This window comes from Pseudomonas gingeri, from assembly GCF_013386165.1.
GTDB classification, from domain to species: Bacteria; Pseudomonadota; Gammaproteobacteria; order Pseudomonadales; family Pseudomonadaceae; genus Aquipseudomonas; species Aquipseudomonas gingeri_C.
In genome coordinates, this window is the sequence record NZ_JACAOS010000015.1 from 29,335 (window position 1) to 48,867 (window position 19,533).

At 60.7% G+C, this 19,533-nt stretch carries 24 protein-coding genes; all 24 read right to left on the minus strand.

Annotated features, from left to right (window positions below; genetic code table 11):
- Positions 1-12 precede the first annotated feature (12 nt).
- A complete protein-coding gene (locus HX866_RS12735; RefSeq protein WP_177139877.1) occupies positions 13-219 on the minus strand; it encodes a tail protein X in 207 nt (68 codons plus the stop codon).
- The gene (locus HX866_RS12740; RefSeq protein ID WP_177139879.1) at positions 194-1,039 is read right to left on the minus strand and encodes a phage tail protein; all 846 of its coding nucleotides are present in this window, start codon (positions 1,037-1,039) and stop codon (positions 194-196) included. The genes HX866_RS12735 and HX866_RS12740 overlap by 26 nt, the downstream gene beginning before the upstream one ends.
- Before the next feature lie 9 nt (positions 1,040-1,048).
- Positions 1,049-3,472, minus strand: a complete 2,424-nt coding sequence (locus HX866_RS12745; RefSeq protein ID WP_177139881.1) for a phage tail tape measure protein — start codon at positions 3,470-3,472, stop codon at positions 1,049-1,051.
- A gap of 140 nt (positions 3,473-3,612) precedes the next feature.
- Entirely contained in the window at positions 3,613-3,915 is a 303-nt protein-coding gene (locus tag HX866_RS12750; protein WP_177139883.1) for a phage tail assembly protein, read from the minus strand.
- 14 nt (positions 3,916-3,929) lie between these two features.
- Positions 3,930-4,433, minus strand: coding sequence for a phage major tail tube protein (locus HX866_RS12755; protein ID WP_177140099.1), 504 nt, complete (start codon positions 4,431-4,433; stop codon positions 3,930-3,932).
- An 18-nt stretch (positions 4,434-4,451) separates the two neighbouring features.
- Positions 4,452-5,615: a phage tail sheath subtilisin-like domain-containing protein gene (locus HX866_RS12760; RefSeq protein ID WP_177139884.1), complete on the minus strand. Its 1,164-nt coding sequence runs from the start codon at positions 5,613-5,615 to the stop codon at positions 4,452-4,454.
- 84 nt (positions 5,616-5,699) lie between these two features.
- The gene (locus HX866_RS12765) at positions 5,700-6,116 is read right to left on the minus strand and encodes a phage tail assembly chaperone (protein WP_177139887.1); all 417 of its coding nucleotides are present in this window, start codon (positions 6,114-6,116) and stop codon (positions 5,700-5,702) included.
- A 3-nt stretch (positions 6,117-6,119) separates the two neighbouring features.
- Positions 6,120-7,622, minus strand: coding sequence for a phage tail-collar fiber domain-containing protein (locus HX866_RS34325; RefSeq protein ID WP_256344918.1), 1,503 nt, complete (start codon positions 7,620-7,622; stop codon positions 6,120-6,122).
- Positions 7,619-8,224 (minus strand): phage tail protein I, encoded by a 606-nt coding sequence (locus HX866_RS12775; RefSeq protein WP_177139889.1) that lies wholly within the window; start codon positions 8,222-8,224, stop codon positions 7,619-7,621. Before HX866_RS12775 ends, HX866_RS34325 begins: the two co-directional genes overlap by 4 nt.
- 1 nt (position 8,225) lies before the next feature.
- Positions 8,226-9,107: a baseplate assembly protein gene (locus tag HX866_RS12780; protein WP_177139891.1), complete on the minus strand. Its 882-nt coding sequence runs from the start codon at positions 9,105-9,107 to the stop codon at positions 8,226-8,228.
- On the minus strand, positions 9,104-9,430 hold the full coding sequence (locus HX866_RS12785; RefSeq protein WP_177139893.1) for a GPW/gp25 family protein: 327 nt from the start codon (positions 9,428-9,430) through the stop codon (positions 9,104-9,106). The genes HX866_RS12780 and HX866_RS12785 overlap by 4 nt, the downstream gene beginning before the upstream one ends.
- A 5-nt stretch (positions 9,431-9,435) precedes the next feature.
- Positions 9,436-9,687 (minus strand): hypothetical protein, encoded by a 252-nt coding sequence (locus HX866_RS12790; protein WP_177139846.1) that lies wholly within the window; start codon positions 9,685-9,687, stop codon positions 9,436-9,438.
- A gap of 57 nt (positions 9,688-9,744) precedes the next feature.
- Positions 9,745-10,305 carry a phage baseplate assembly protein V gene (locus tag HX866_RS12795; protein ID WP_177139895.1) on the minus strand — a complete coding sequence of 187 codons (561 nt, stop codon included), beginning with the start codon at positions 10,303-10,305 and terminating at the stop codon, positions 9,745-9,747.
- Complete coding sequence (locus HX866_RS12800) at positions 10,305-10,817, minus strand: hypothetical protein (protein ID WP_177139897.1); 513 nt, start codon at positions 10,815-10,817, stop codon at positions 10,305-10,307. Before HX866_RS12800 ends, HX866_RS12795 begins: the two co-directional genes overlap by 1 nt.
- On the minus strand, positions 10,810-11,466 hold the full coding sequence (locus tag HX866_RS12805) for a hypothetical protein (protein ID WP_177139898.1): 657 nt from the start codon (positions 11,464-11,466) through the stop codon (positions 10,810-10,812). Before HX866_RS12805 ends, HX866_RS12800 begins: the two co-directional genes overlap by 8 nt.
- Positions 11,463-11,783, minus strand: a complete 321-nt coding sequence (locus tag HX866_RS12810) for a head-tail joining protein (RefSeq protein WP_177139900.1) — start codon at positions 11,781-11,783, stop codon at positions 11,463-11,465. Before HX866_RS12810 ends, HX866_RS12805 begins: the two co-directional genes overlap by 4 nt.
- Positions 11,784-11,785: 2 nt before the next feature.
- A complete protein-coding gene (locus HX866_RS12815) occupies positions 11,786-12,781 on the minus strand; it encodes a major capsid protein (protein ID WP_177139902.1) in 996 nt (331 codons plus the stop codon).
- Positions 12,782-12,843: 62 nt separating this feature from the next.
- Positions 12,844-13,188 carry a head decoration protein gene (locus HX866_RS12820; protein ID WP_177139905.1) on the minus strand — a complete coding sequence of 115 codons (345 nt, stop codon included), beginning with the start codon at positions 13,186-13,188 and terminating at the stop codon, positions 12,844-12,846.
- Complete coding sequence (locus HX866_RS12825; RefSeq protein ID WP_177139907.1) at positions 13,185-14,321, minus strand: head maturation protease, ClpP-related; 1,137 nt, start codon at positions 14,319-14,321, stop codon at positions 13,185-13,187. The genes HX866_RS12820 and HX866_RS12825 overlap by 4 nt, the downstream gene beginning before the upstream one ends.
- On the minus strand, positions 14,318-15,802 hold the full coding sequence (locus HX866_RS12830) for a phage portal protein (protein WP_177139909.1): 1,485 nt from the start codon (positions 15,800-15,802) through the stop codon (positions 14,318-14,320). The genes HX866_RS12825 and HX866_RS12830 overlap by 4 nt, the downstream gene beginning before the upstream one ends.
- Positions 15,802-16,008: a phage head-tail joining protein gene (locus tag HX866_RS12835; protein ID WP_177139911.1), complete on the minus strand. Its 207-nt coding sequence runs from the start codon at positions 16,006-16,008 to the stop codon at positions 15,802-15,804. Before HX866_RS12835 ends, HX866_RS12830 begins: the two co-directional genes overlap by 1 nt.
- A gap of 1 nt (position 16,009) precedes the next feature.
- Complete coding sequence (locus HX866_RS12840) at positions 16,010-18,052, minus strand: phage terminase large subunit family protein (protein WP_177139913.1); 2,043 nt, start codon at positions 18,050-18,052, stop codon at positions 16,010-16,012.
- Between the two features lie 4 nt (positions 18,053-18,056).
- Positions 18,057-18,659: a terminase small subunit gene (locus HX866_RS12845; protein WP_177139914.1), complete on the minus strand. Its 603-nt coding sequence runs from the start codon at positions 18,657-18,659 to the stop codon at positions 18,057-18,059.
- A gap of 207 nt (positions 18,660-18,866) precedes the next feature.
- Positions 18,867-19,211: a phage holin family protein gene (locus tag HX866_RS12850; RefSeq protein ID WP_177139916.1), complete on the minus strand. Its 345-nt coding sequence runs from the start codon at positions 19,209-19,211 to the stop codon at positions 18,867-18,869.
- Positions 19,212-19,533 lie beyond the last annotated feature (322 nt).

Below are 19,533 nucleotides of genomic sequence, written 5' to 3' on the forward strand. Positions count from 1 at the left end.
TAACGACCCCCCTCAATCCCACAACTGCACCTGCTCCGTCATCGGCTCAGCAACGTCGGGGAAGGTGATCAGCAACCCAGCCCGCAACGGCTGCGGCTCATCAGCCAACAGGCGGTTTGCATCGAGCACGGCCTCGACCGTGCCATTGAGGTGACCGTAGTACTGGTAGCACAAGGTATCGAGCTGGTCACCATCAGACGTTCTGCATATCGTCGCCATAGCGAGTGAACTCCAGGGTGAAGGACTGTTTGCGTGGGATACCACCGGTCAGCAAGGCGCTCTGCTCTTCGTCCAGGCTGCGCAAGCACCAGGTACCCAGGACTAGGCCATAACCTGTGGTGATGTTCAACGGCAGGAGCTGGGCGCCGATGCTACGCAGGGTGTCGAGCTGCTTGAGGCCGCCTTTGAAACCGGGGTAAATCACGCCCTTGAGGGTCATTTTCTCTTCGCCCATACCAATCGCCTGCTGTGCTGGGCGCCGGGTCAGGCGCTCCTGTGACGCCCAGCGAAACTCCGTCTGGCGGCGCAGTTCGTCGAACGCCGCCGTGTCAAGGTTGAAGTAGAACGGCTGGGCATTGGGCTGCAACGATTGCAAGATCATCAGATGCGGGAACGGCTTCACCGCCTCGGCCAGGGGCGTGGCGTTCGGCGACAACGCCCCGCTGGGTAGGATGTTCGCCAGCGAGGGACTGACCTTACCCGCCACCTGGTTAATCGCGGTACTGGCCCGGGCGGCCTGTTCCTTTAGGGTATCCAGGCGCTCATCAATTGCAGATATGGCCCGCGTGGTCTTGCTGTAGGTCGCCAGAACAGACCCGACCTTCGACTGCGCTGCATCAATGCCGCGCATCACACGCTGCAGCTTTTCCCCAACGCCCGGGGGAACACCAGGAATACTGCTCAACTCATCAGCGGCACCTGAGATCTCGCTGATGGCGCCGTTGACCGGCCCCATCATCTCATCGATATCACGCCGTCCGGCCTCACCCGCCTGCACCAGGGAGCGGAAGCCGGATTGCAATTGCTCCATGTAGGCCATGGCACCTCCTTATATATGGGGCTCGTCATACAGATTGCGACGAGCCTGCTGCTGGCTGAACTCTTCAAACTGAGCCCGCATATGCGGAAACAGCTCTTGAGCCAGCTGCCGAGGGTCCTTGGCATCACCCTGCACCGTCACCTGCATCGACGGAGAGAAAGCAAATTGCTGGTCTACCCGGGTGGGTTCAGACTTCGGCGCCATAGCCAGGGCCGCCAATGTCGGTGCTGCAACGGACGGGGCCGGTGACGCAAGCGACCGAGTAACGTCACCTACTTTCGGCAGCAACGGCGACGGTGCACCGCTGACATCCGGCCGATCTGACTTCTCCGGCACAGCAGGAGCACCAAACATGGCCTTGCCCAAGGCACCGCCAGCTTGACCACCTCCCCAGCTACCCAGGAAGCCTCCGATCACACCGCCGATAGCAGTGCCGATCACCGGCACCACTGAACCAATCGCAGCACCGGCTGCTGCACCGGCCAGGGTGCCAGCAAACGTGCCGGCAGCACTCCCGTAGCCCTCGGCCTTTTCGTCCTGGGTTTGAGCATTCCGGTAAGTATCCGCAGCCATCAAGACAGACTCGACCATGGCCACCGGCGCGCCACCTTTCAGCCCCACCTTTGCGCCGCGCACAGGGGAGAATCCACGGGTAGTTGCACCTACAGGCGACGTCGTCGCAGTACTGGCCACCGATCCTCGAGGACCCTTGCCCCGCCGACCTTTACCGCGCCGACCTTTCTTACCATCACCACCATCGATACCACCCGCCCCGCCGGCCGAATTGGTAACGAATACCTTCTGGATCACATTCGGGTTGCCCATCATCGAACCGCGAGCGACGTTGAGCACGCCTCTGCCGATCTTGATCGCGTTGACCGCAGCCCCCAGGGAAACGACGCCGGCAGCCAAGATGGTGGCCCCGGAAATGACGGTGGGGAACTTCCCGGCCAGATCCGACAAACCGTACGCCAGATTGCCCAGACCATCTGCCACCATGTCGGTCAGCGGTCGCACCGCATCACCGATGCGAGTCATCGACGACTCGACCCCAGCAGCAACCGACTTCCATTTGTCGTTGGACGTTTCCCGAGCCCTGGCCGCGTCCTGCTCGATTTTGGCCTTGCCATCAGTCTTCTCGATGGTTTTCATGTCGGCCTTGATCTTGTCACCGTACTTGATCTGCGCAAGCAGACCGGAGCTGGCGCTCTGATCGCTGACGATGTTCGCCAGACCGGCAGCTTCAGTTAGGGCAACCATGGCCTGGGCTTCCTCGGCGCTACCATCGGCCGAAGCCTTGATCTTCGCCTTGAGAGCCGCGACTTTTTTGGCCTTGGCCGGGTCTTTCTTCGCGATCAACCGCTCACTGAGCATGATGAATGCGTCGACCGGGTTGGCGGCTTTGCCGCTCTTGGTTGCGGCGAGAATCGAACCCGCCAGGTCATAGCCTTCCTTGGCAAAACGCTCCTGACTGGTGCTGCTGATCACGGCGTTGAGCAGGTTGTCCATGTTCGTTGCGGCCGACGCCGCGTCCTGGGTCTGCGAGTACTGCGATTGCAGGCTCGCCCCCAGAAACCGAACCGCCTCCGGGCCTTCCATGCCCAGGCGTTTGATGTTGCCGAGCATGCTGGGCAGGTACCGCGCCATGTCCTTCGGACCGAATGCACCAATGTCACCGGCCGCTGCTACCTGACCGAGCATGGCGCCCATCTCGCCCTGTTTGACCCCGGCCTCCTTGAAGGAGTTGATCAGGGTTGCGATGGTCTCTGGCTCCATGCCCTGACCATCGATCAAGTCGGCGATCTGCCCAGCGTAAGCACTGGCCTCCTCCCACTCGACGCCCTTCTCAATCAACCCGCCCACGGACTTCGCCAGCAACTGCTGGCTCATCCCCTTGTCAGCCGCGACCTGGCTAATGGTTTCCGCCAGCTTGGCCTCATCACCCGTGCCGGCGGTGTGGGCCCACAGCGACATCTGGCGGATCTGCGCCTGATAATCGCCGGAGACCTTGGTCGGGATCGCAAGGGACGCGGTCAAGGCCGCCGCCTGACCGACCGTACTCTTCAGCCCGTCCTTGCCCTGCTGGATCTGCGTATGCCCCTTGGCCTTGAGTTCCGCGCCACGAGCAACGCTGCCCAGGGACTGGTATTCCTTGCGTAGGTTGCGGACCTCGACGCCCTGGTCCTTCAGGGTCTTGAGGTTGGATTCCAATTTTTTGAGCAGGCCATCGGCCGAGGCAGCACCGGTATCGTGGGCCTTTTTCCATTCATCTCGCAGGCGGATGGTGTCGCCGATGGTGCTCTGCAGGACACGAGCTTTCGTGCCCTGTTCGCCGAGTCGCTTGATGCGGGTCTCAACGTCCTTGAAGGCGTTGCCCACAGTTGAGCTGACGACGCCACCAATGACCAGGCCGAGGGCCAGGTTGTTCGCCATGTGTTATCTCCTGGGGAGGATGACCGGCTCAATCCGTGAGCCACCAAATCATCCGGGAAAATGGCATGGACTCGATCTCAGCAGCGGAAAATGAAAACTCCCGCGCCAGGCGCCGTGCCAGTTGCTTTTGCAGGACCGGGTTAAAGCTCGTCCTCCTTGACCAGGCGAAAGTAGGCGGTCTGTAGCCTCTTGTAGTCGCGCACGGTCAGCCCCTCGATATCCAGATGACCGGCCTCGGTCAGGCCACCGAACAGCACGAATTCGCGCTTGTCTTCGTCATCAGGGACAGAAGCCTCGGCAGCACGTACCTCACGGATAGTAGGAGAACGCATTGACAGTCGGTCGACCTTGACGCCGTTAACCGAGCTGGGGGTGGAGAGCAACACCTGGGCCCCCTCGATGCTGAGGGTGAGCCATTCCGGAATTTCTTTAGATGCTTTCATTGCAAGGGTTCCCTTTAAAGGCCAAGGTCACGGCGGACTTGTGCAAGTTGATCCACGCCATCAATGACGCGGACACAGTTAATGGCGTCGATCTCGTACATCAGGCGCCCACCGACTTCGAGCTTGTAGTAGCTGATCGCAATGGAAAATTTCATCTCGGCCGCATCGCCAGGCTTCCAATCGCCCGGATCGACTTCCTTGAGCATGCCGCGCAGGGTAGCGATCACTGCCGTGGTCGCGCCCTTCTGCCCCTTGAACGAACCCCGGAACACAGAGTTGAACCCGGTCTGATCGGCCAGTCCGAACTTCGACATGGCCTCACGACGAACACCCTTGGTGCTGAAGGACGCCTCCATTTTTTCCATGCCCTGATCCATTTCGATACCGACATCCATCCCGCCACCGCGATACTCATCGGTCTTGATGGTCATTTTGGGCAGCGACAGACTCGGCACCTCGCCGGCGAAGTTGATACCGTCGACGAACAGGTTGGTGTTGTAGAGCGTTTGCGGAACCATAGCCATAACAGGGTCTCCTTAGGCGGCGGTGTCGAGGACTTCAGTCAGCCACTGGTTAGTGATCTCGACGCGGAAGTTTGGGTTTTCAGCTGGAGGCACGTCGGTGAAACGGATATTCCAGTACACCTTGCCCTGCTCCAGCTGACCGGCTGTGTTCAGCTCCGGGTCCGGGTAGACCTCGAAATTGATCACCGCGCCCTGGGCTTTGAGATCGCGCATGAAGGCTTCCAAGCCGTCAGTCACGTCCTTGACGTAGGTCTTGGTGATCGAGCGGTCGACCGCCCACTTATGCCCGTAGAGGATTGCGTCCATGACGATATCCAGTGTGCGGACACGGGTGACAAACGCCCATTTGGGGTCGCTGGAACAGGTCCGATTGCCCCACAACCGGAAGCCGTCATCACGAATGATCGTGGTGATATTGGCGTTGTTGAGCAGGTTGGCCCGGCAGGTCTCGTCGCCGTCGAGGAACTCGACTGGTCGGCTGGTGCCGGTAATGCCAACAAATTCTTTGTTCGACGGCGATGCCCAGAATCCGTATTCCGAATCGGTCCAGGCAAAGAGGCCGGCGACCCAGGCCGAGCCCGGAGCATCAACCGTTTCGCTGACTCCGGTGTCCCAGAACTGCACGCCTGGATCGACCAGATACACACGCTTGCTGCCGAAGTTCTCGGCGTAAGCAATCGCGGCCTCATCGGTCTTGTTCGGACCGTCAACAATGGCCATGGCCCGCAGCTTGCCGGCCAGGGCATCCATGGCTGTAGCTACAGCCTGGGTGGCGGAATGCTTGGGCGCGATCAGCAATCGCGGCTGGGCGTTAAAGCGACTCTTGCCGTCGAGCAGCGCCTGCAGGCCAGTCCGTTGGCTAGTGGCGAGCACGCCGCCGATAATGGCCGAGGTTTGCAACGCCTCGTCTGCGAGCTTCGCGACCCCACATGCGACGATCACTGCCCTGGAGCGTTTGTAGATCGCGATCACCGCTTTGGTGATCGCGGCATCCTCCCCCCAGGCTGCGATGGCCTCGCTCTCGCGTGTGATCAGCAGCAGATCATTGGGTTTGGCCGTGGCTTTCGGCCCCGGAGTGAAGGTGTCACACAGACCGATGATGGACGATGACGGTAGCGAGATCACCCGCGTACCGGTGTCGACGTTGGTGACGGTCACACCGTGAAAAAAACTCATAAAGCATTCTCCAGAAACGACAAAGCCCCGCAGATGCGAGGCCAGAAGTGATGGGATGTTGCGACTGGTGGGTGACTCAGGCGGCTATAGCGAAGCTATCCACTCAGGGACTGCAGGCCGTTGCTGCGGGTCAGGAAATGCCTCCGCTTCCGGCCAATCGCGCAAAGCCTGAATGTAATCGACGAGCTCGTTGAATTGATCAGCTGAAAGCGTGGTGGGCCGATTAGAACCGATCTCGTCTTGATGACGTTCACGTAGCCACTTGACGCGCTCAATTTCGGTGTTGCGCCAAGCCCGCTCAAACTCGACGATCTGCTCGAAAGGCGGGTCAACGAGAATGGGCAGGCCTTTAGCATCGTGACCGCGAACCTTTCCCTCAGCCGGGCTGGCAATCACCGTTAGATAACGCTTCTCTGTAATCGGCGTTGCATCAGGAGGCATCTGCACATGTATGCCTTCCAGGTATGTGCAGCCGGTTTGTTGACTATAGAAACGCTGCATGTCCTAGCTCCCTATCGCAAAAATTCGGGCAGCTGAATTGATTACTCCCCAGTTGTAGAGCGGCACCGATGACGCGGTCGGCGTCCCCGCGACTACGTTCCCAGCATTCCCGTTACCAGCCCGACCAAGCGGCGCCCCAATCGCCCAGTAGCACACCACTGGAAAAGCGATCGGCCAAGACACAGATCCAACCCCACCCGGTGCAACATCTACCGAGGTAGTCCACTGAATAATCATGCTGCCAAGCCAGCTCGGGAAGATGATGTAACCATTAGACGTGAGGCTTAAAGCGAACCCCATTCGCAGTTTTTTCGGTGTGACTGCCGTTGCGTCATCTACACCCGCATTAACAAGCGCCTGCGTCGAAATCTTCAGCCAGCCCGATGTTGCTTCAGTCGCAGCAACAACAAGCTTGGCCAGGCGTATCGCGAGCGTCTTGGGAGTGACAGGTGCAGTGTTATTTACGCCTGCGTCGAGCTGGTCATCAGTCGCGACATTGCCGGTATGCAGATCTTCTTTCCAGGAAGACCATACCCCGACAGACTTACGCCGAAAGTACTTCGTATCAGCCGAATAGCAGTACCACTGTTGGACAGCCGCGTTGGCGTTGTAAACGAGCTGAAGAACCATATCCCCTGAAGTCGCCTGCGGCGGACCATTTACGAGGCTGATCCCCGCCGCACCGAAAAATCCGGTCCGGTACGGAATAGCATTGGCATCTTGAAATGGCTCAACAGTCGACATCAGACCGCCTGCGCCGACAGTCATCAAACGACCTGGCGTGGCATCAGTTACACCGGACTGAGTCGCCAGCCCCAACTTTTTTACTATGGCCTGGAACACACGCAAGACGCTCATTGGTTTGACGTTGTCTTGGCCGGACTGGACTTCAGCCTCCTCTTGACTCGCCATATCAATACCGTACCCAGCCAGCGTGGTCGGATTGCTACCAGACTGAACGATCCCTCGCTGATCGATGGTCACACGACGGTAAGTGCCCGGAGTCTTGTCCTCGGGCAACAGGAGCTTCAAAGACAAGTCAACGTACTCACGGGTTGCGAGCACAACCGAGGGGTCAATCTTCAAGACGATGTTGCCAGTGCTTGAAACGATGAAGTTCATCCGCACGATCTGCGTACGTCCAGACCCTTGCGATAGCGATGGTTTGAAGCTTGGCGCACAGTTCGCCACCGCGACCAGGTCACCAGCCTCGTCATAAAGGCCAATTTCCCGCACCCACCAGCCACCGACATCCGGGGGGATGACCTGTTCGGCGATGATCACAGCCGGGTTGACCGGATCAGTCTTGAGTTGATTCAACGGAGCCCGGCGCCGCTCGTTGATCAGTTTTTTTTGCAGACGGTCGGGTATAGGGTCAGTGCCGTTGGCATCGCCGACCCCCAAATGGGTGAGTTTCCAGGGGATCCCCAGGGCATCAGCGTTGGCCTGTTTGGCCTCGCCCACGGCTGTGAGGATCGCGAAAAACTGCGAGTTCAGGTCGATCATGGGTACACATCCAGGGTGTCGATAGTGTGTTCACGCCCAGCGGCGCCGATATAGCCCGTGACATCAATGTCACGCTGCATCGGTGGGTAGACGTCGATTACGTCGCCGTCATAAAGGGCGACACCAATATTCAGGGTGCCCTGACTTTCAAGGCTGATTGCCAGACCGGTCATGTGTCGGCTGACGGGTTTTGCGTCATCGATCAGGCGTTCCAGCTCGAGGTACATCTCTTCGGTGATACCGGTGTCGAGCACACCAACCTTCAAGGCAAAGGTGCCAGGCACACCGAGCGGGGTCGTCTGCCACCATTCCACCACCTCGATCAGGTAGCCCAACGGTTCAACCACCCGCCGTAGCGCACCGATGGTGCCCTTGCGTTGGTGGATGTAGAACGCCGAACGGACTGCCTTGCGTTTGACCGCCTCGGGCCATTTGCTGTCCCAGCGGTCCACCGACCAGGCCCACGCCAGCCAGGGCAGGATATGGGCCGGACAGGTCTCAGGGCTGTACAACGAGCGCAGGGTTATGACCGTCTCTTCGGCGGTGGCGACCTCGATGGCACGCTCCAGCTGCGTGGAGTTGAGGGGTAACAAGCTGCGCATGTCAGCCCCCCTGAACCACGGTAAAGCCGGTGCAATAACCCGACTGAAACTTTGTGGGTCGGATATCACTCCACTGCCGCAGCTCGACTCGACGCACTCCATTCAGGTGCACCTGGGCGTCTATGCCCGACCGCGCCACCTCAACCCCCAAGCGCCGACGAGGGTTGATCCAAGCCTTCAGGCGCCGGTTGGCCTCAACCAGGATCGCCTCGTTTTCCGAGCCCACGCCTTGCATGTACAGCACTGCGTCGATCCGGTACTCCAGCACTTCGGTACTGCGCACTATCAGCCGGTCGGCCAGCGGGCGGATATCATCGTCGCTCAGGTAAGCCTCTACCTGATCCAACAACGCCTGCTCGGCGTGACCGTTGCCAGTCAGGGCCTGCACGGTGACCACCACCTCGGCCGGTGCCGGGCTTTCCGCCGTGGCATCCCCCACCAATGCCGAGGCGCTGCGGGCATGCAAGATGTAGCTGTTGCGTGGCCCGGCCGTGGTCAAGCCTTCATAGGCCAATTGCACTCGCTCGCGCAGGGCATCGTCGAACTCTTTGACCTCTACGACCGGCGGTACGGCCAGCAGATCTTGCTGCTGGATGACCAGACGCTTGAGGTTGACGTTGCCCGCCAGATGATCAAGATCACCCTCTTCGGCGTAGGCCAACAACTGGGCCTTTGCCGCATCGTTGACCCGCGCTCTGTTCTGCATTCGGCGATAAGCTGACAGCTCCAACAGCTTCACCACCGGGTCGCTCTCCAGCTCGGCGGACCAGTTGTCTCCCATGTACCCGCGAAAGGTTTCTAGCTCTTCCTCGTAGAGAGCCTCGAAGTCGAGCGGCTCCAGCACCTGGGGTGCCGGCAACGCCGACAGATCAACTGTACTCATGCAGACACCCTCAGTAATCGGCTTTCGCCCAGATAGTCGCCAGTCAGCTCAAGGTCGATACGACCCGAAACCACAGCCAGCACCCGGACCTGTTTGAGTTTCAGCCGCGGCTCCCAGCGACCGATGGCACGAGCTACTTCCGCTTGCACGGCACTTTTCCAGCCAGCGTTGACCGGCAGATCGACAAAGCGCCGCAGCTTGCTGCCGTACTCAGGACGCATCCGCCGGCTACCCAACGGGGTGCCGAGGATGTCTTCGATGGACTGCGAGAGATGAGCAAGACCGGAGATTGGTTGGCCGGTGCGGCGATCCATTCCGATCATGGCAATTACTCCGTCAGCGGTTCCAGATCGGGATGAGCAAGCAGGAAGGCATGCTGCTCATCGCCAAATGCACAGACCCGGGCAGCGACGACGGGCAACGTGCTGCCGTCAGACATGACCAAGGTGCGCGAGGTGTACAGGGTGTCGCGAAAGGCACGCGCCGGGCCAATGGCCCGGCGCGCCTGCGTAATCGATGGTGGGTCGAGGGTTTCGACAGGCCACGTATCCGGCGGGCTGTCAGATTTGCCTTTATTCATGGGCATGCTCCAGAAACGAAAATGCCCGCACGCGGCGGGCAGGGTTAACGGGGGATATCAGTGGGTGTGGTGGTTGCTGTTACCTGTGGCGTCGATGATCGATGCATCGCAAGTGACGTTGCCGGTTATGTGCAACGGACCATCGACTGTGACCTCGCCCACCAGGTCAATCTTGCCAGACACTACACGGATCCGATCCGGTGTGACTTCTAACACCGAGCCACCGACATGGATGGTCACCGTGCCCACCGGCAGATCAATCGTGTAGCTGTTGGCCTGCCAGTCGTAGACAAGCGAGCCCCCATCGTCAAAACGCCAGACTTCCACATGATCACGGTTATCCGGTTGGGGGCCGGCGCTGCTATACAACCCAGGGACAAAGGTGCCGATACCCGGGACACCGCTGGGATTGAGTAGGGCCCCGCCCTCTCCCAGGCTCGGCACCCGCCAGTGTCGAGCCTTGCCAGCGGCCTGGCTGTGCCAACGCACCCATGGGCTGACCCAATCCCCAGACCTGACACGGATCATTCCCTCGGCCAGATCGACCGCGCATACAACGCAAGGCATCAACATGGCAGCAATCATGCGGTCGTGCTGCGCCAACGCATAACCTGCCATTACAGATCCTCCGGTTTGACCTGACCGACACCAGGCAGATCCAGCACCAGCGTGCCCGGCGGCTGATCCGGCCAAGGCCACTCCTCAACGCCGAGGTAGACCTCCTGAGTCCACTCGACCAACCAGACCGAGTAGCTGTCCAGATCGGGCTTGGTCCAGTCCCGTCCCGCTTGGACGAACTCGGCAGGCTCGACCGGCAGCCCCCAAGTCTGCGCCCGGAGCATCACGGCAAGCTGAGTCGACAAATGCACCGCTTGCTGGTGGTGCACGCCGCTGATCGGATCAACGATGATCCGCGCCTCAAACTTGCATTTGAGCACGGTCTCACCGGTGCCCGGATCCTTCGCAGGCTCGAACTCCGACATCTCCAGGAACACCGATGGCAGTGGAATGCCTTGGTTCTCCTCGATCACCGGCCAGAACACAACGGCCTGAACACCTGGCAGATGCTCGGTCAGGTGTCGCTCGATAGCGTCGTACAACTGATCAAGGCTGAATGCTTCCTCAGACACGGTTGGCCCCCTTCAGGTACTTCTGCAGTTCAAAGTTGAGTTCCTGCTTGAGGATCTCCATCAAGCGTTCGTCAGCGCGCTTGATCCAGGTGTCAAAGAGCGCCCTCGACTGGTCCAGCGACACTTTGGCTTTCGCCAGCGGGAAGCGGTTGTCGTTCTCTCGACTGAAACCGGAACTGCGCTTGCCCTGCAACGTTTCGGGGTAATCGTCCGCGTTGAAGTGCTTGCTTGCGGTGCGGATCCAGATATCGGCGTCACCGCCGTAGACCTTCTTGAAGAACGCGCCTTGATAACGTCGTCCCGCCACAGACACCCCGCTACTGTTCTGCCTGGCCCGCCCGATCCGGCTGGCCTCGATAGCGTTCAAGCCAAACCACAGCTTGCCGCGCATCGTGTTGCCAGTAACGGGATAGGCCCGCAGTCGTTGCCGCACGGCGCCGATGGCGATCAGCTCCTGCTTGCCCACTGCCCGGGCAATGTGCGTGCGCAGCCAGCCCAACGTTTTGTTGATCGCTCGTCGCTGGGCAGCAACCGCAGCCTTGGGCACCAACTGACCGAACGTGGCGAGCCCCTGAAGGTCTGCCGCGTTCGGCTGAATCGTGAGCATGCCGCTGTCACGCTTCTGCTCGGCGTAGCTGCCAATGCTCATGGGCGCTTCCTCAGGATCAAGGCGACCAGGCCGTCGCCACTGGGCTCCAGTTGCATCAAGTCATAGTCACCGCCGCCATCCAGCTTCGGTACATCGACGGTGACCAACAGCCCCTTTTTCAAGCCATCCGAATCGCTGACGCGGATCTCGAATGTCGGCTCACGTATGCCGGTGTTGGTCTTGCCGAACTTCGGTTGCCGCCATGGCGCGGAGAACATGCCGAGCACCGGTTCGTCATAGCCTTCGATCCGGGCACTGTCGCCCAGGGTTTCGAAGACCACATCGTCAATATCGTCGAGCAGCTCGCGAAACGACATGATCAGAGCTCCAGCAGGATCTGCGCTAGCGGCCGGGTGCACAGGTGCAGAGGGTTGGACTGAGCTTCGCCGGATACGCCCTTGTCGAAGTCCAGCATTTTGATCTTGCTGTAGTACGGCAGGCCTTGGGTGTTGACCGTTTCCATATAGTCGGCCGGGGCGAACACCGAGATGTACAAGTCGGGAACGCCCTCGGGGATCAGCAACGCTTTGTCTTCGTGAACGAAAGACACACCGGCCACCTTGCCGCGATAGCGCTCCCAGACGATCCCGCCGAACTCAAAGCTTTCACGAGCATCGCCGCGCAGGGAGGCCGCCTGCAGGGTGTTGAGATAGGTTTCCTTGACCGACTTGTGGGTAATCAGCTTGTTCCAGTAGTTCTTGCCGCAGAAGGCACGAGAACCGCTGCTTGTCACGTTGCCCAGCGCTTCCTCCTGCAGGTCCAGCGCGTCACCGCATTTGACTCGCACTTCAGTATTGGGGTCGTTCAACCCCATGGACAGCTTCTTGCGCGTCACACCGAAGGTCTTGTAGATATCCAGCAGCACTGTCTTGCCGTCGGCATCCAGGATCTGGCCGTTCAGCGCCCCCATGCGCTGATATTCGTGGGTGGCGTCCAATTGGCGGCGAACCTTTGCCAGCCGTGCATTGACCACATCCTGAACGGCTTGAAGTTCAGTGCGCGTGCCAAAGGCGCGAATGCCCTGAATTTCATCTGCCATGATCGAGAAGCGTTGCGGCAGGTGGACAGTGTTGAAAGGGATCATGCTGCGTTTGTTGCCACCGACCACCAGGCCGGACGTGCCACGCTCGCCGGCCGGGACCAGCGCCAGGGTGTTGCCATCCTTTTCGACCTGCACAGTCAGGGTGGTGATGCCCTCCTCCTGAAACAGGCCCAGTGCGCCAATACGGCCCGGGACGTAGGGTTGATCGTTGATGGCGGCAGTCAGCGAGTGAACGGTGAAGGCGTCATCCTGAAAAATGGCGATTTCGGCCATGGGTCAATCTCCAGAGATAAAAAAACCCGCACATGGCGGGCTCTGTGAAAAGAGGGATCGTCTCAGCGGACGATAAGGAAGTGCTTGGCCAGGGATACCTCGGCCGCCGGGTCAAGGCCAGTCAGGTGGGCTTCGCTGACTTCTGCCAACCGCACCACGGCGCGACCTCGACGCACCAGGTCCGACTCACCGATGGGGCCGTAGAGGATCGCAACAGCGTTCTCGCTGCCGTCTTCCGCCAGCGGGTTGTAGGGTGCAAATTCGGCCGTGGCGGTGACCAAGCCAAGCACCTGCCCTGGCCACAGCTCAGTTCCTGCCACGACGTTGATGGCCTCGCGTGAAATGTTGCCGGCACCTTCGGACAGCAGGAACTCGCCCGCATGCATCGGTTCGTGTTTGATGGTCATGTTCTTGCTCCTGTTGCAGATGGGGATTGCCCGGACTGCGCCGCCTTACGGGCAGCATAGATACCGGATGGGTCGGGTTGTTTGGCCTGAGCCTTGGCAGGCGGGTCAGTGTCCAGCGGCAGGCTGCTGTCGATTTCAAAGCCCCCGCCACTGCCCACCAGCTTGTCGAACAGGCGTCCTCGAACGGCGTCGGCGTCGAGCCCTGCCCTGACGAACTCAAGGGTGCACTCTGGCAAACGGGCCGCCACGCACAGATCGCGAACTGCCTTGGCTCGCGTCAATGCCGCTTGCACCGTGGCTTCATCGACCAGCTTGGTTGTGGCAATCAAAGGTTCGACCAGATTGCTGATCCCGGCCTTGTTGCACTCCTGGGTGATCAGCAGGGCCAACGCCGCTGAATCGAGCACTGTGCGAGGCGAATCCTTCACCACCGGATCCTGCGGGGAATCGAGCAGATCCAGCAGGGCCTTGGGTGTGTGCTGGTATTTCTGCATCACCGTGCCCTGCCCCAGACACGCCTTGATTTGCACACCGTCGCCGATCTCGTCGGCCAGCCCCAGCGCGACGGCCTCGCTGGCCGTGAGCCAGGTTTCAGCATTGACCAGACGCCGCAGCTCGACTTCATCGATATCTGGGGCCTTGGCTTTGTAGGCCGTGATGATGACCTCCAGCGCCTGATCGAGCGCCGAGGCAACCTTGCGCAGATCCTCAGCATCTCCTGCCGCGTAGGTCCAGGGGTTGTGAATCATCAGCATGGCGTTGGCCGCGATCACGACCTTGTGTGCACCGCAAACCGCGACGCTGGCAGCGCTGGCCGCCAGGGCATCGACACGCCCGACACAACGGTCACCCAGGCGGGACAAGGCGTTGTGAATCGCCAGACCGTCGAACAGATCACCGCCGATGCTGTTGAAGGCGACCACAACCTGGGACACGCCATCGTCCATCGCCGCGAGGTCACGCACGAACTGATTGGCGGTAATGCCCCAGGCGCCGATCTCGCCGTACACGTAGACCTCGATGACCTTACTGCCGGCCTCGCCGCTGGCCTTGAGGTTGTACCAGGTCTTCTCCTGGGTCGCCGGCTGACTGCCGGCCATGTTGAAAATGCGTAGAGGCTGAAACAGGTTCATGGTTTCTCCTGATCGCCGTGTGTCTCGGCGACCTCGATAAGGGTTCGGTAGTTGAGGCCCAGGTCGCGAGCCCGAGCAGCATCGGCGGCGTTCTCCGCATCGACCGTTTCGGCGTCGTAGCCCGTCCGCAGGACCATCTCGCTGCGCGAGGCAAAGCCTGCGTTGACCTCCAGCATTCGCGCCTGGACGTCCTGCACCGGCTGAATGTAGGCCCAGCCTTGCGGCACCCAGCGGGTCCGCAGGTACTCGCGACGGCGCTTCGTGTAGTCGGGCAGATTCAATACGCCCGCCAGCACAGCCATATCCATCCAGGCTGCACGCACCGGGCGGCAGAGCTGGTGGATGTAGACGGTGAACTGCAATTGCTCCAGGCGCCGACGAAACTCGTTGAGCACCACCCGGAGCGCCCGGTCGTTGACGTCACTCATGTCGCCGGTGAGGACTTCGTATGGTGTGTCGACACCTGCGGCTGCCGCCATCAATTGCTGCCGCATGAAGTCCGGGTAGTTATTGCCGGCGTCTGGTGGCTTGGAGAACTCCACCTCTTCACCCGGCCCCAGCTCCTGCATGGTGCCGGGCTCCAACGCGACCATGGGCGTGAAGCCGTCGCGGTCTGCATTGATCGGGGCACCGGTCAGCGGATCCAACGGCACGCCCCGAGCATCAGGGGCAGGACGCTTGATGAAGCCGGCGAAGAGGTTCGAGACCTCTTGCCGGAACAGCACCGCGTCGTCGTAGTTGTCCAGGCTGCGCAGGCGTTTGAGCACCGGAGCCAGCCGTGGTACACCGCGCAACTGGCCCGGCTCAAGCGGTTCGAAGATATGCAGCACCTGGCTGGCCGGGATACGCACCAGTTGGTTGTAGCCGCTGTTCAGTGCCGATGAATCACGCGGGTGCGAGCGGTACACCCAATAGGCCACCCGCTTGCCAGCCGGGTTGAACTCGATCCCTGCGCGGATAACGTTGCCATTTTTGGTGGTTTCGAACTTGTCGTGCGGGACGAACTCCGGCGCCAGGATCTGCAGTTGCAACGGCACCGCCAACCCCTCATCCATACTGCGCGGACGCAGCCGGACAAAACACTCGCCCGCCGTTTCAACGGTGCGCGCCACCAGCGTCTGCTGGCCGTAGAAGTCGGTCACGCCATCCGCATCCGACTCTTCGACCCAATCCTCCCACAGCTCCTGCAGCAGGTTGCGCAGGATATCGTCCTTGATCCTCGGCCGGGGATTGATGCCGGTGCCGATTAGGTTGCTGACCCGTTTGTTGATCGCGTTGGCCGCATATGGGTCGTTACGCACTGCGGCCCGCGAACGGGCACGCAGGTTGCGCAGCGCCGGGGTGTTGATGCTGTTGATGCCGTTGTCGGGAGCGCCCCAACTGGCCGAGCGGCGGCCCTCTCCGGCGCCTTCGTAACTGGCCTTGATGTTCGACGGCAGCAAGAATCCGTTACGGGTGAGCGTCGGATAGTGTCTGGCCATCAGAGTCCCTTGCCTCCATGAGAAAGCCGGACCACCCGCGAGCGGGGACCGGCGGCATTGGTCAGCGACGTGCGGATCTCTTCGCGAGCTCGCAGCAGTTCGTCGACCGTTCTGTACTCGACAGTGCGGTCGGCATAGCGCACGGTCTTTTCACCGCGTGCGATGGCGCGCTCGATGACGTCGAGATGTTTCTGGGTAAAGGACATATCAGCGTCTCTTCAGGTAGCCGCTCTGCGAGGTGCGGCGTGGCGGCGGTGCCGCTGTCGGGCGCAGTGGTGCGACCGGGACAGCGGGCGGTTCAGGTTTCGGCACGGATACTGGCGCAGAGGTTTCATCGTCATCCGCATCCGCATCCGCATCGTCGTCGACGCGCTCGCCCTGCACAGGCTTGATACCAAGCGCGTCGTCGAACAGGCCCGACTGCGCCAAGGCCTGACGGACTCGATCCCAGTCGTGTTCCTGGTAGCGATTGATGCCCAGGTAATGGGCCATAGCCAGGCAGTACACCATCAGGTCGAGGGCTTCGTTGCGCTCGGCCTTGCCCTTGACCCATTCGATACGCTTGTGGCCCCGGATGTAGCGAGTCACCTTTCGTTCGACGACGCACTGCTCGAAGAACTCATCCGGCAGGTCATTGGCAAAGTGCAGCGCACCAGGGCCTGACTCGAACGGGTAGCGGTTGTAGATCCAGTCCTTCGCAGTGTCGGTACCAACGAACCACAGCTCCACGCCGTTGCGTTCGGTCTGGCCCTTCCAGGTCACGTCCATCATTGATGGGCGTTGAGCGATCACCGGCTTGCCGGGCTTGCTCGCGCCCTTGACTGCGAACACGTTGCGCCAGCGGCGCAGGCGGCAGAACTGATACACCTCGTCTGTATGGTTACCACCGGAGTCGACCCCCGTTGCAAGGATCGCAAGACCTACACCGCAGGGGTGCCGGTAACGAACCTTGAGCTTGTCGTCCAGCACCAACCAGGTGCTTTCGTTTGCCGGATCACCCCAGATGATCTGGTGATCGATGATCCAACGCTCCATTCCGACACCGAAGCCCATGACCAGCAGCTCCAAGCGGTTGGCTTGGACGTCGACGGAAGCAACCACCATCAGCACGCCCAACGGCATAGCACCAATGGTGTAGGTCTCCAGCCGCGCCCGGGCAATCAGCACCGCGGCCTTGGTTTGCTCCTGCGCGCTGTCCCATACCTTGGCGAGGCGGGTGTTGTAAAACACCTGCATCGGCTCCAAGTCGCCGCGTGACTGGGCCTTCTTGGCCCGCTCGAATTGCTTCGCTAGTGACGGCCAGTCGCTCCAGCCCAGCGGCGCGTAAAGCGCGTTGAGGTAGAAGCCCACCGTCTCGCCGTCACCGGTAGCGTGCGCTCGCCACTCGCCCTGGCCCAGCATGCTGCCCTTGTGGTACTCGTCGATCAGTTCGTCACACTCTGGCCCTGCGCACTGGTAATGCACCACGCTGAAGTCGACGTTGTAGAGCAGGCGCTCCCACTCCAATACCTGCATATGCCCGCAGTGCGGGCACGGCACGTAGTAGTGACGCTGATCACTAGTCTCGAACAGGTCGGAGATCCGCGAGGCACCCTTGATGGTCGGCGAACTGGAGAAGTAGAACTTGGCATTGCGACCGAAGGTACTGCCCCGCGCCTCTGCCAGCTCAATGGGGTCACCCTCTTCGCCCACGTCTGCCTCCCAACGGTCGACCTCATCACCGTAGACATACCGAGCTGAAAGCTCCGACAGGTTGGCTGCAGAGCCTGCCGTTGTGACGTACAGCGAACCGCCCTCGAACTCCTTTGTGTCCATTGTGTTGCGCGAGTCACGGGAGCGCACACTGGCCACACGTTCGCTCAGCTCAGGCGTGGCTTTGATAGTCTTGGTGATCCGCGACGACACCCGCTTCGCAAGCCCGAGGCTGGGTAGCAAAGTCAGAATGTTGGACGGCGCCATGTGAATCAGGCCGCCGATCCAGTTCAGCGCGATCTGGGTTTTCATCAACTGCGAGGCCACCATGGTGACCACGCGCTTGCAGGGGTGAGCCGGTGACAGGCACTGCATGGGCTCACGAGCATAAGGCGTGCGAGCGGTGCGGTACTTGCCGGGCTCAGCGGCGCCGGTGTCACGCGGAATACGCATGTACTCGTCGGCCCATTCGTCGATCCAGAGGTCTGGGTCGGGACGTAGCCCACGGAAATACGCCTCCCGGTACACCTCTGCACCGTCCGGGATATCAGTGGGCATAGGCTCAACTCGTTGTGATAGCGCGCTCCAGGTCCGCCGTGGACAACTTCTCGGCGTCCTCCAGCGTGCGGCGGATGACTTTCGTCAGGTGCTTTTCGATTTCCCATGGATCGGTCATGGCAGCCAGTTCAGCAGCCAACTGCGGGGGCATGCCCAGCAGTTGGTCGCGCAGCAGGCGCCCACCGTTGTAGGCCGCAAGCTTGACTGCAGACCGTTCCACCAACTCCTCCTTGGCCTTGCGCAGCTCGATCTCGGCAAGTTGCGCAAGGTTGTGCTCGCGCAGTGCTCGGGCCTTCTGGAAGTCGGGTTGCTGCCCCGCAGGTGTATACGGGGGCGGCGGCGCAGCCATGGAAGTCGGCTCGACCGAAGGGTTCAATTGGCTGTAAACGTCACGCTGGAGCCGGTCCTGGTGGTGTCGAGCAGCGACAGCGACCTTGCTCGGGTCGGCTGTTTCGGCGATCAGCGCCTCAGTCGCCAAGACATCGACTTTCTTCCCGTCCGGCGAAAGCACCAGTCGGTTGTTGTCTTTCAACCAGGTGATGTAACTGGGTGACCTGCCAATACGAGCCGCGAAGGCGCTCTTTGACAGGTAGGTTGGTTCTGTCATGAGCCCTCCTTTTTCAACGGCTTTTCAATGGAAACCTTTCAATTTCAATGGATTGAATTTCAGTAAGCTGACAGCACATCCGCTAACGCTTTCCCGCGGGTTTCCGACCCCGTGCCCTTCGGATCGCTCCAGGGTCCCCGGCTCGATTTCGGCGCCCTATTTCAGTGCAAATCACTGGAAGCCCCGTATTACGGGGCCTCCAGCCCTTCACCCCTGGTCGCCGCTGGCGGGTGGCACGTCGCACACCCCCAGCCGCTTGGCTGCCCAGCGTTCGTACAGCCCGATGGCGACATCGGCACCGGCCATCGCGGTGATGCACCCGATGCTGCCCGCCGCCAGGACCGAGACCCCGGCGGCATGCAAGAGCATCATGGCCGAAAGCCCGCAGACCACACAGGCACCCGACCGAAGCGCCAACCGCCGCACCAGTGACCAGCCCCGCACCCCGGCTTTGTCGGCCCGCCATGCCTCACCCGATACACCGCCGACCATCGACAGCACGATCACCATCCAGATCGGCATCTCAATAAGCGCTTGCTGCTCGTTCGTCATTTCCCTACCCCTTAAACGCAAAAACCCGGCGCAAGGGCCGGGTTCAGTGGTGTGGTGCCTGCCGCGTTATGCGGTCGCACCTATCGAAGATGACTACTTTTTACAGGTGGATTCCGGTGGCAGCAACCCCGTTTTAATGCCACCCGGCGAATGTCTGGTGAACGCCTGGGCAATGTCGGTGAATATCTTTACTTCGGCTTCCTGCTCCTCTGGCGCTGTCTGGGCTGTCCCACTATTCAAGATCGGAGTAGGACAGCTACAGGCGCCTAGATTCGGGGCTCTGCCCTACTGTCCTACCTTTATTAATCCTTTCTCCCGTAAA

What these genes read in the sequence shown, in the direction of transcription:
- HX866_RS12765 (WP_177139887.1), bottom strand. Translation starts at nt 6,116, where the DNA reads ATGCAGCGTTTCTATAGTCAACAAACCGGCTGCACATACCTGGAAGGC.
- HX866_RS12745 (WP_177139881.1), bottom strand. Translation starts at nt 3,472, where the DNA reads ATGGCGAACAACCTGGCCCTCGGCCTGGTCATTGGTGGCGTCGTCAGC.
- HX866_RS34325 (WP_256344918.1), bottom strand. Translation starts at nt 7,622, where the DNA reads ATGATCGACCTGAACTCGCAGTTTTTCGCGATCCTCACAGCCGTGGGC.
- HX866_RS12740 (WP_177139879.1), bottom strand. Translation starts at nt 1,039, where the DNA reads ATGGCCTACATGGAGCAATTGCAATCCGGCTTCCGCTCCCTGGTGCAG.
- HX866_RS12845 (WP_177139914.1), bottom strand. Translation starts at nt 18,659, where the DNA reads ATGACAGAACCAACCTACCTGTCAAAGAGCGCCTTCGCGGCTCGTATT.
- HX866_RS12850 (WP_177139916.1), bottom strand. Translation starts at nt 19,211, where the DNA reads ATGACGAACGAGCAGCAAGCGCTTATTGAGATGCCGATCTGGATGGTG.
- HX866_RS12780 (WP_177139891.1), bottom strand. Translation starts at nt 9,107, where the DNA reads ATGAGTACAGTTGATCTGTCGGCGTTGCCGGCACCCCAGGTGCTGGAG.
- HX866_RS12840 (WP_177139913.1), bottom strand. Translation starts at nt 18,052, where the DNA reads ATGCCCACTGATATCCCGGACGGTGCAGAGGTGTACCGGGAGGCGTAT.
- HX866_RS12760 (WP_177139884.1), bottom strand. Translation starts at nt 5,615, where the DNA reads ATGAGTTTTTTTCACGGTGTGACCGTCACCAACGTCGACACCGGTACG.
- HX866_RS12825 (WP_177139907.1), bottom strand. Translation starts at nt 14,321, where the DNA reads ATGAACCTGTTTCAGCCTCTACGCATTTTCAACATGGCCGGCAGTCAG.
- HX866_RS12750 (WP_177139883.1), bottom strand. Translation starts at nt 3,915, where the DNA reads ATGAAAGCATCTAAAGAAATTCCGGAATGGCTCACCCTCAGCATCGAG.
- HX866_RS12735 (WP_177139877.1), bottom strand. Translation starts at nt 219, where the DNA reads ATGGCGACGATATGCAGAACGTCTGATGGTGACCAGCTCGATACCTTG.
- HX866_RS12815 (WP_177139902.1), bottom strand. Translation starts at nt 12,781, where the DNA reads ATGGCCGAAATCGCCATTTTTCAGGATGACGCCTTCACCGTTCACTCG.
- HX866_RS12790 (WP_177139846.1), bottom strand. Translation starts at nt 9,687, where the DNA reads ATGAATAAAGGCAAATCTGACAGCCCGCCGGATACGTGGCCTGTCGAA.
- HX866_RS12830 (WP_177139909.1), bottom strand. Translation starts at nt 15,802, where the DNA reads ATGGCCAGACACTATCCGACGCTCACCCGTAACGGATTCTTGCTGCCG.
- HX866_RS12755 (WP_177140099.1), bottom strand. Translation starts at nt 4,433, where the DNA reads ATGGTTCCGCAAACGCTCTACAACACCAACCTGTTCGTCGACGGTATC.
- HX866_RS12785 (WP_177139893.1), bottom strand. Translation starts at nt 9,430, where the DNA reads ATGATCGGAATGGATCGCCGCACCGGCCAACCAATCTCCGGTCTTGCT.
- HX866_RS12820 (WP_177139905.1), bottom strand. Translation starts at nt 13,188, where the DNA reads ATGACCATCAAACACGAACCGATGCATGCGGGCGAGTTCCTGCTGTCC.
- HX866_RS12795 (WP_177139895.1), bottom strand. Translation starts at nt 10,305, where the DNA reads ATGGCAGGTTATGCGTTGGCGCAGCACGACCGCATGATTGCTGCCATG.
- HX866_RS12775 (WP_177139889.1), bottom strand. Translation starts at nt 8,224, where the DNA reads ATGCGCAGCTTGTTACCCCTCAACTCCACGCAGCTGGAGCGTGCCATC.
- HX866_RS12810 (WP_177139900.1), bottom strand. Translation starts at nt 11,783, where the DNA reads ATGTCGTTTCGCGAGCTGCTCGACGATATTGACGATGTGGTCTTCGAA.
- HX866_RS12805 (WP_177139898.1), bottom strand. Translation starts at nt 11,466, where the DNA reads ATGAGCATTGGCAGCTACGCCGAGCAGAAGCGTGACAGCGGCATGCTC.
- HX866_RS12835 (WP_177139911.1), bottom strand. Translation starts at nt 16,008, where the DNA reads ATGTCCTTTACCCAGAAACATCTCGACGTCATCGAGCGCGCCATCGCA.